This is a genomic window from Micromonospora sp. NPDC005367, from assembly GCF_040606825.1.
Lineage (GTDB): Bacteria > Actinomycetota > Actinomycetes > Mycobacteriales > Micromonosporaceae > Micromonospora.
Genome location: NZ_JBEXFP010000060.1, coordinates 20,614 through 28,068, shown reverse-complemented (window position 1 = coordinate 28,068; position 7,455 = coordinate 20,614). Strand labels below are relative to the sequence as shown.

The 7,455-nt window shown below is 73.3% G+C and carries 9 protein-coding genes; all 9 read right to left on the bottom strand.

All coding sequences use genetic code 11. From position 1 onward, the window contains the following. Positions 1-234 precede the first annotated feature (234 nt). Entirely contained in the window at positions 235-645 is a 411-nt protein-coding gene (nusB, locus tag ABZS42_RS28535; RefSeq protein ID WP_355150464.1) for a transcription antitermination factor NusB, read from the bottom strand. A gap of 23 nt (positions 646-668) precedes the next feature. Then, a complete protein-coding gene (gene efp, locus ABZS42_RS28530) occupies positions 669-1,226 on the bottom strand; it encodes an elongation factor P (protein WP_355150440.1) in 558 nt (185 codons plus the stop codon). Positions 1,227-1,710: 484 nt separating this feature from the next. Then, positions 1,711-2,148, bottom strand: a complete 438-nt coding sequence (gene aroQ, locus ABZS42_RS28525; protein WP_355150438.1) for a type II 3-dehydroquinate dehydratase — start codon at positions 2,146-2,148, stop codon at positions 1,711-1,713. After that, the gene (gene aroB, locus ABZS42_RS28520) at positions 2,145-3,224 is read right to left on the bottom strand and encodes a 3-dehydroquinate synthase (protein WP_355150436.1); all 1,080 of its coding nucleotides are present in this window, start codon (positions 3,222-3,224) and stop codon (positions 2,145-2,147) included. The genes aroQ and aroB overlap by 4 nt, the downstream gene beginning before the upstream one ends. Before the next feature lie 38 nt (positions 3,225-3,262). Then, positions 3,263-3,772: a shikimate kinase gene (locus ABZS42_RS28515; protein WP_076472940.1), complete on the bottom strand. Its 510-nt coding sequence runs from the start codon at positions 3,770-3,772 to the stop codon at positions 3,263-3,265. 20 nt (positions 3,773-3,792) lie between these two features. Further along, complete coding sequence (gene aroC / locus ABZS42_RS28510; RefSeq protein ID WP_355150434.1) at positions 3,793-4,971, bottom strand: chorismate synthase; 1,179 nt, start codon at positions 4,969-4,971, stop codon at positions 3,793-3,795. A gap of 176 nt (positions 4,972-5,147) precedes the next feature. Beyond that, positions 5,148-5,804, bottom strand: a complete 657-nt coding sequence (locus ABZS42_RS28505; RefSeq protein WP_355150432.1) for a class I SAM-dependent methyltransferase — start codon at positions 5,802-5,804, stop codon at positions 5,148-5,150. Between the two features lie 79 nt (positions 5,805-5,883). Then, positions 5,884-6,804 (bottom strand): glycosyltransferase family 2 protein, encoded by a 921-nt coding sequence (locus ABZS42_RS28500; RefSeq protein ID WP_355150430.1) that lies wholly within the window; start codon positions 6,802-6,804, stop codon positions 5,884-5,886. Then, on the bottom strand, positions 6,801-7,448 hold the full coding sequence (locus tag ABZS42_RS28495) for a glycosyltransferase (protein WP_355150462.1): 648 nt from the start codon (positions 7,446-7,448) through the stop codon (positions 6,801-6,803). Before ABZS42_RS28495 ends, ABZS42_RS28500 begins: the two co-directional genes overlap by 4 nt. Positions 7,449-7,455 lie beyond the last annotated feature (7 nt).

Sequence of the window (7,455 nt, the reverse complement as noted above, 5' to 3'; positions counted from 1 at the left end):
CGGCGGCCCCGCCCCCCCCCCCGGGGCGTTCTCCCCCCCCTGACCCCCTCACCACCACAACGGCCCCGGGCCGACCGCCCGGGCCCCTTTCTGTTCCGCTGTCCGGTGCGGCGTTGCACGCTGTTCCGCCAGTCCGTGCCGGATTCCGGGGGGTCGTGCCGGGCGGGTGCCCGGTGGGGCCCGTACGGCATCCCGGCCCGAACGGTCCGTGCGAACCGTTCGGCCGGGAGTCGTTCAGCGGGTGGCGTACTCCGCGATCCGGCCGAGCACCCCGTTGAGGAAGCGCGGGGAGTCGTCCGTCGACATCTGCCGGGCCAGCTCGACGGCCTCGCTGATCGCCACGGCGTCGTCGATCTCGTCGAGGTAGAGCAACTCGTAGACGGCGATCCGGGCGAGGTTGCGGTCGACCGCGGGCATCCGCTCGAGCGTCCAACCCTCGGCGTAGCTGGCGATCACCTCATCGATCCGGTCGAGGTGGTCGGCGACCCCCTCGACCAGCCCCACTGCGTAACCCAGGTGCTCCGGGTGTGGCCGCTCGATGCGCTCGAGGTAGCCGGCCAGCACCTCCACGGGCGGGCGGTCGCGCAGGTCGGCCTCGAAGAGCACGTCCAGTGCCCGCTTACGCGCCTTGCGGCGCGCCGGCATCTGCTGCTTGGGACCCTCGGCCATCAGGCGCGGCCGAGGTAACGGCCGTCCCGAGTGTCGACCTTGATCTTCTCGCCGGTGGTGATGAACAGCGGCACCTGGACGGTCGCCCCGGTTTCGACGGTGGCCGGCTTGTTGCCGCCCGTGGAGCGGTCGCCCTGCAGACCCGGCTCGGTGTAGGTGACCTCGAGCACGACGCTGGTCGGCAGCTCGATGTACAGCGGAACGCTCTCGTGGGTGGCGACGGTCGCCTCGGCCTCGGGCAGCAGGTAGTTGGCCGCCTCGCCGACGGTGCCGCCCGGGACGGTGATCTGGTCGTACGTCTCCAGGTCCATGAAGACGTAGTCCTCGCCATCGGCGTAGAGGTACTGCATCGTGCGCTTGTCGACGGTCGCCGTCTCGACCTTGGTGCCCGCGTTGAAGGTCTTGTCGACCACCTTGCCGGAGAGCACGTTCTTCAGCGTGGTGCGCACGAAAGCACCACCCTTACCAGGCTTGACGTGCTGGAACTCGACAACGGACCAGAGCCCCCCGTCGAGGTTGAGTACCAGGCCGTTCTTCAGGTCGTTGGTGGTGGCCATTTCCTGCCTTGATCATCAATTGGCGGACAGACCTGGGAAGTCTACTAGTCCCACCAGGGCAGGGCCTCGCTCCACCCGTCCCGCCGCTGCCCTCGCGGTCCCCGGCCCGCCGAACCCAGCCCGACCCCGCCCCACACCCCGTGATCAACGTCACCCCACGTGCCCCACCGCGCGCCACCTAGCACCACCCGCCGCCCCCTTTGCTCTGCACCCACGGACGCGCCCGTAGCGGACGGTGAGCGCCCATCGACCACCCACGGCCGCCCCCACCCGGCTGAGCACCAGGTCATCGGGGCGGTGCGGATAGGGGTGCAGAGCAAAGGGAGCGAAGCACGGCACAGGACAGCACAGGGATCGTCACTCAACGTGAAGACGCACGGTGGTTGCGGTGCGTGAAATGCCGGCCGTGACGTGGACAGCGGCCAGCCCGCAGGAGCCGGGCGCCGCAGGGCCGGGGGCGCGGGGCCGGGGACGGGGCAGTGCGTCAGCGGGTGGTGGCGCTGGTGGCCAGGTGCTGCAGGGCCAGGCGGTACCCGTCGAGGCCCAGCCCGCAGATCACCCCGGTCGCCACCGCGGACACCACCGAGTGGTGCCGGAACTCCTCGCGACTGTGAATGTTGGAGATGTGTACCTCGATCAGCGGGCCGCGCAGCATCGCGCAGGCGTCGCGGACGGCGTACGAGTAGTGCGACCACGCCGCCGGGTTGAGCACCACCGCGGCACCCTCGTCCGCGGCGGCGTGCAGCCAGCCGAGCAGCTCGTGCTCGGCGTCGGTCTGCCGCACCGTGACGTCGAGGCCGAGCTCCCGGCCGGTCGACTCGCAGAGTGCCACGAGGTCGGCGTAGGTGCTCGCGCCGTACACGTCGGGCTCACGGGTGCCCAGCCGCCCGAGGTTCGGCCCGTTCAGCACACGGACCTTCACCGCTGCGCCACCTCCTCGTACGCGGCGTGCAGCAGGGCGTCGTCCGGGCCCTCCAGGATCGCCGGGCGGGCCAGCCCGTCCAGCACCACGAAACGCAGCCGACTCCCCCGGGCCTTCTTGTCCACCCGCATCGCGGCCAGCAGCTGCGGCCAGGCGTCCGCCGGGTAGCTGGTGGGCAGGCCGAGCGCGGCCATCGCCGTACGGTGCCGGCGGGCGGTGGGCTCGTCGAGCCGGCCGGCGAGCCGGGCCAGCGCACCCGCGTAAACCACGCCGACCGCGACCGCGTGCCCGTGCCGCCAGCGGTAGCCTTCCACCTTCTCGATCGCGTGCGCCAGGGTGTGGCCGTAGTTGAGGACCTCACGGACGCCGGACTCGCGCAGGTCGCCGGAGACCACGTCGGCCTTCACCCGGATCGCCCGCTCGATCAGCTCACGGGCCACCGCCCCGGTCGGGTCGACGGCCGCCATCGGGTTCGCCTCGACCAGGTCGAGGATCACCGGGTCGGCGATGAAGCCGCACTTCACCACCTCGGCGAGCCCCGCCGCCAGGTCCGCCGGCGGCAGGCTGTCCAGGGTGGCCAGGTCGCAGATCACCCCGACCGGCGGGTGGAACGCGCCGACCAGGTTCTTGCCCGCGGCGGTGTTGATTCCGGTCTTGCCGCCCACTGCGGCGTCGACCATGCCGAGCAGCGACGTGGCCACCGGCACCCAGCGCACGCCACGCAGCCAGCAGGCGGCGACGAAGCCCGCCAGGTCGGTGACCGCGCCACCACCCACCCCGACGACCGCGTCGGTACGGGTGAAGCCGGCCTCACCGAGCCGGTCCCAGCATTCCGCGGCGACCTCGACCCGCTTGCCCGCCTCGGCGTCCGGCACCTCGATCGGCAACGGCGCGATGCCGGCCGCCCGCAGCCGCTCGCCGAGCGCGTCGGTCAGTTCCTTGAGCGGTGGGGCGTGCAGCAGCGCCACCCGGGTCGCCCCGGGCAGCAGGCCGGGCACCGTGTCGAGCAGGTCGCGTCCCACCAGCACGTCGTACGACTGTTCGCCGCCGACCGGGATCCGGGTCACCTCGTCCATCGCGGGCAGCCTAGCCGAGCCGACCGGCGCCGGCGACGTCAGCGCTGCTTGAGCAGCGCATGGATCTCCGCCGCGATCTCTGCCGGGCTCCGCCCGTCGGTGCGCACGGTCGCCGTGGCGACCTCTTCGTAGAGCGGGCGGCGCTGGTCCATCAGATGCTTGAGGGTCGCCCGCGGATTGATCGCCAGTAGCGGGCGACCGGCGCCCAGCCCGACCCGCTTGACCGCGTCCGGCAGCTCGACGGAGAGGAACACCACCGGGTGTCCCACCAGGGCGGCCCGGGTCTCCTCGGCGAGCACCGCGCCGCCACCGAGCGCCAGCACACCCGGGCAGGAGGCGAGCGCCGCGGCCACCGCGGCGCGTTCGAGCGCACGGAAGTGCGCCTCACCCTCGTCGATGAAGATCTCCGGGATCGGCTTGCCGGCCATCCGCTCGATGTCCACGTCGGTGTCGCGGAACTCCACCCCGAGCCCGGCGGCGAGCGCCTGCCCGACCGTGGTCTTGCCCGAGCCGGGCGCGCCGACCAGTACGCAAACCGGCCGGGTCACCCCGGCTGCCGCCGCCCCGGTCACCGGATCACCAGCGCGTCCAGGTAGCCGGCCAGGTTGCGGCGGATCTCGGCGACGGAGTCGCCGCCGAACTTCTCCATGGTCGCCTCGGCGAGCACCAGGGCGACCATCGCCTCGGCCACCACGGCGGCGGCCGGGACCGCGCACACGTCCGACCGCTGGTTGATCGCCGTCGCCGGCTCGCCGGTGGTGACGTCGACCGTGGCCAGGGCCCGGTTCAGCGACGAGATCGGCTTCATCGCGGCCTTGACCCGCAGCGGCTCACCCGTGGTGATGCCACCCTCCAGCCCGCCGGCCCGATCGGTGACCCGCCGTACGCCGGTGGCCGTGCCGATGATCTCGTCGTGGGCGGCGGAGCCCCGCGACCGCGCCTGCTGCCAGCCGTCGCCGATCTCCACACCCTTGATCGCCTGGATGGACATCAGCGCGGCGGCGAGCCGGGCGTCGAGCTTGCGGTCCCACTGCACGTGGCTGCCGAGGCCCGGCGGCACTCCGTACGCCAGCACCTCGACCACGCCGCCGAGGGTGTCGGCGTCCTTCTTCGCGGCGTCGACCTCGGCGACCATCCGCGCGCTCGCCTCCGAGTCGAGGCACCGCAGCGGGTCGGCGTCGATCCGCTGGGCGTCCTCCGGGCGCGGCCGCAGTCCGGGCTTCGCGGCGACCGAGCCCAGCTCCACCACGTGCGAGACGATCTCGATGCCGAGGGTCTGCTTCACCAGCGCCTTGGCGACGGCGCCGACCGCGACCCGGGCCGCGGTCTCGCGGGCGCTGGCCCGCTCCAGGATCGGCCGGGCGTCACGGTGGCCGTACTTCTGCATGCCGGCGAGGTCCGCGTGCCCGGGCCGCGGGCGGGTGAGCGGGGCGTTTCGCGCCTGCCCGGCCAGTTCCTCCGGGTCGACCGGATCGGCGGCCATCACCGTGCGCCACTTGGACCACTCGGAGTTGCCCACCCGGATGGCCACCGGGCTGCCGATGGTGAGGCCGTGCCGCAGGCCGCCGATGATCTCGACCTCGTCCTGCTCGAACGACATCCGGGCACCCCGGCCATAGCCGAGCCGCCGGCGGGCCAGCTCGGCGGAGATGTCGCCGGTGGTCAGCTCGACCCCGGCGGGCACCCCCTCGAGCAGCGCGACGAGGGCGGGTCCGTGCGATTCACCTGCGGTCAGCCAGCGCAACACAGGCGCAAGTTTGTCACGCCGTGTGGTCGGTCCGGTGCGGTGCCCACCCCGTCCCGCCCTGCGGACGGTGGTGTCCGCCGACCGGCCGGGGCGCGCCGACCCGCCCCGACCGGCCCACCCGACAGCGGAGAACCGTCGGATGCCGCTCGTCCGGGCACGGGCACCGACGACCCGGATCACGACGTCCTGATCGCGATCAGCGACTTGGTGAATCCCACCAGGCGCTCGCTGCGGATGGTGGCGTCCGGGAAGAGGTAGCGCAGTTCCGCCCGACCGATCAGCTCCGTCGTCAGGACCTGTCGCATCGCCGCCTCATAGGACTTGCCCGGGGTGTACGCCAGCGGCCACCTGCGTGCGACGACCACCCGCGCCGACACCGGCAGGAACTGCATGCCAGGCGCCACCCAGTGGGGCTCGATCGGGAAGTACCGGTAGGGGGTCTGCACCCAGTACGCGGGCGCCAGCTCGCGGATCGCCTCCGCCATGCGCCGACGCCGTTCGTGCCCGCCGACGTGCTCCAACACGCTGTTGCTGAAGACGAGGTCGTAGCGGCGGCTCAGAATGCCCTTCGGCAGTTCGCACGCATCGGCGTGATCCGCCTCAGCCCACTCGGGCAGCTCCGCCGGGAGCGGTTCCAGGTTGACGACGTGGACGCGGCCCGGCCGGACCGGCACCCGGGCCCAGCTCTCTACCCGCCCGCCGAGGTCGAGCACGCTCATCTCGGCGAGGTGGGGGAACGCCTCCGACAGCCAGAGCGCGCGCCGCGCGCGCCGCTTCGCGCCGAGCGATGTCGGCGAGTCGACCAGACGGAACCTGAGCGAGTGAAGTGCCATGGGCCGGGATCCTTCTCTGCGAGGTCGGGGGGTGGCGCCGTGCCCGGCGCGGGCGGCGTGCGCAGTCGACGGGCGTGGCTCAGAGGCCCCGACCGCGCTTGTGCAACGTGCGCAGAACGGCGTCCGCGCGGACCATCCGGCCGGCCACGGCCAGCGCCAGGTAGGCCCGCGGTTCGCGGGGGTTGCGGCGCAGCGTGCGACGGGCCCAGTGCAGCGCCCCGCGCCGGTCCCCGGAGGCGGCCCGGGCGAAGGCGATCTGCCCGGCCACCCTGGCTTCGCCGGCGGGCTGGCCGGCGAACTCGGGATAGCGGTCCAGAAGCCACTGCAACGCGGCGGAGATGGTGTCCCACCGCTGGGCGAAGTACGACTTTTTGTGCCAGCGCACCAGCACGTACGGGGTGCGCAGGTTGACCAGCGGTGCGCTGCGGGCGGCCCGGAGCAGGAACTCGTAGTCCTCCGCGTAGCTGCCCGGTATCTCCTCGTTGACCAGCCCGAAACCGTCGCGCAGCGCGGCCGCGCGAATCAGGAACGTGGACGGGTGCAGCTCGGTCATCCGGTCGCGCAGCAGATCGGCGAGGGTGATCCGCTCCCGGTCGAGCACCCGGTCGATGGTGTGCCCGTCGTAGCTGACCCGGATGCCGCAGCTCACGAACTCGGCGTCGGGCGCGGCGGCGATCGCCGCGACCTGGGCGGCGAGTTTGCCGGGCAGCCACTCGTCGTCGTCGTCGCAGAACGCGATCAGCTCACCCTCGGCGGCCAGGGTGCCCGCGTTGCGCGCCCCGGCCAGCCCCGGCGTCCGCTCGTTGCGGATCACCCGGACCCGCCGGTCGGGCCGCGACAGGTCTTCGAGCGACCGGTCCGGCTCGGACTGGTCGTGGACCACCACCACCTCGATCGGGCCGGGGTGCTCCTGGTCGAGGACGGCCCGCACCGCGGCCCGGAGCAGCTCCGGCCGGTCCCGGGTGGGCACCACGACGCTGACCGAGGGGGCTGCCGTCACCGGTCACTCTCCTCACCGCGGGCCGACCGCGCCCGCACCCGCCACCAGCGCCGGCGCCGCGAGGCGGCGGCGACCAGCTCGTCCACGATCTGGCCGACCCGGGCCACCGCAACCTGCTGCGCGTGGGACGCGGCCGCGTCGGCGGCGACCGCGAACCGGGTCGGGTCGGCCAGCCCGGCGGCGAGCGTGTCGCGCAACTCGGCGCGGGACTCGCAGAGGGCCACCATGCCCGCCGCGCCGAGCCGGCGCGCGAAGAGCTGCTGGTGGTCGTCCACGTGCTCCCCCTGAGACGGGTCCCGTGGGACCACGATCGGTAGATGACCGTGGCGGCGGGCCTCCAGGATGGTGGCCGGCCCACCGTGGCAGAGCACCAGGTCGGCGCCGGCCATCGCGCTCTGGAGCGCGTCGTGGCCGAGGAACGGCACCGCGCCGGGCACCTCCGGAGCCCGGGTGTGACCGTGCTGGACGGTGAGGCCGACCTGGTCGGCGGCCTCGACGTGCCACTCCTCCAGCCAGCTCACCAGGCGGTCGAAGGGATGCTTGTCGGTGCCGACGGCGACGAGGAGCTGGAGCCGGGCGGAGTCGGCGCGGTCGCGCTGCCGGGGCACGCGCGTCGGATCCGGGCGGCCGACCGGCCGGGCGATGTGCAGG

Bases quoted from the DNA above. Each gene is read 5' to 3' on its own strand.
- nusB (WP_355150464.1), bottom strand. From the start codon at position 645: ATGCCGGCGCGCCGCAAGGCGCGTAAGCGGGCACTGGACGTGCTCTTC.
- efp (WP_355150440.1), bottom strand. From the start codon at position 1,226: ATGGCCACCACCAACGACCTGAAGAACGGCCTGGTACTCAACCTCGAC.
- aroB (WP_355150436.1), bottom strand. From the start codon at position 3,224: ATGGACGAGGTGACCCGGATCCCGGTCGGCGGCGAACAGTCGTACGAC.
- ABZS42_RS28505 (WP_355150432.1), bottom strand. From the start codon at position 5,804: ATGGCACTTCACTCGCTCAGGTTCCGTCTGGTCGACTCGCCGACATCG.